Genomic DNA, 917 nt, shown 5'->3' with positions numbered 1-917 from the left:
ATTTGCCTCGCAAATTCATGTTTGGTGGCGATAGCGGAGGGGTTCCACACGTACCCATCCCGAACACGACTGTTAAGCCCTCCAGCGCCGATGGTACTTGGACCGCAGGGTCCTGGGAGAGTAGGACGCCGCCAAGCAGCATCCTTCAATGGATCATGTAGCAATACATATTAGGGCCTTTAGCTCAGTTGGTTAGAGCGCACCCCTGATAAGGGTGAGGTCGGTGGTTCGAGTCCACTAAGGCCCACCATTTCTTGAAGTATACAACAATTGGGGCCATAGCTCAGCTGGGAGAGCGCCTGCCTTGCAAGCAGGAGGTCAGCGGTTCGATCCCGCTTGGCTCCACCAATATTCCCTGATAGCTCAGTTGGTAGAGCACTCGACTGTTAATCGAGTTGTCACAGGTTCGAGTCCTGTTCGGGGAGCCATACTTCGAATATTTCTGAATTTTATATAAGGTGGCGGCGTAGCTCAGCTGGCTAGAGCGTACGGTTCATACCCGTGAGGTCGGGGGTTCGATCCCCTCTGCCGCTACTCGGAGAGATACCCAAGTGGCTATAAGGGGACCCTCTGCTAAGGGGTTAGACTGCGAAAGTGGTGCGAGGGTTCGAATCCCTCTCTCTCCGCCACATATTTAAAACTCGGGATTTTAATTTGCAAGGCCCGTTGGTCAAGGGGTTAAGACACCTCCCTTTCACGGAGGTAACAGGGGTTCGAATCCCCTACGGGTCATTATATGGAGGCTTAGCTCAGCTGGGAGAGCATCTGCCTTACAAGCAGAGGGTCGGGGGTTCGATCCCCTCAGCCTCCACCATTAATATTACTTTTAATATCGCGGGGTGGAGCAGTCCGGTAGCTCGTCGGGCTCATAACCCGAAGGCCGCAGGTTCAAATCCTGCCCCCGCAATCATTTCCCA

The 917-nt window shown here is 53.8% G+C and carries 8 tRNA genes and 1 rRNA gene; all 9 read left to right on the top strand.

The window, feature by feature from the left end:
* The first annotated feature begins 20 nt into the window (after positions 1–20).
* Positions 21–137: ribosomal RNA gene (gene rrf / locus JO375_RS24425) — 5S ribosomal RNA — on the top strand.
* A gap of 36 nt (positions 138–173) precedes the next feature.
* Positions 174–250 (top strand) — tRNA-Ile (locus tag JO375_RS24420).
* Positions 251–272: 22 nt separating this feature from the next.
* Positions 273–348 (top strand) — tRNA-Ala (locus tag JO375_RS24415).
* A 4-nt stretch (positions 349–352) separates the two neighbouring features.
* A tRNA-Asn gene (locus JO375_RS24410) sits at positions 353–428 on the top strand.
* Positions 429–460: 32 nt separating this feature from the next.
* Positions 461–534: transfer RNA gene (locus tag JO375_RS24405), tRNA-Met, on the top strand.
* Positions 535–537: 3 nt separating this feature from the next.
* Positions 538–629: transfer RNA gene (locus JO375_RS24400), tRNA-Ser, on the top strand.
* A 31-nt stretch (positions 630–660) separates the two neighbouring features.
* Positions 661–732, top strand: a tRNA-Glu gene (locus tag JO375_RS24395).
* A gap of 6 nt (positions 733–738) precedes the next feature.
* A tRNA-Val gene (locus tag JO375_RS24390) sits at positions 739–814 on the top strand.
* Positions 815–833: 19 nt separating this feature from the next.
* Positions 834–907, top strand: a tRNA-Met gene (locus tag JO375_RS24385).
* Positions 908–917: the final 10 nt, after the last annotated feature.

The sequence above is a fragment of the Paenibacillus farraposensis genome (assembly GCF_020736845.1).
Classification (GTDB): Bacteria; Bacillota; Bacilli; order Paenibacillales; family Paenibacillaceae; genus Paenibacillus; species Paenibacillus farraposensis.
Note: the sequence above shows the minus strand (reverse complement) of the source record. Positions and strands in the feature narration are given on the sequence as shown.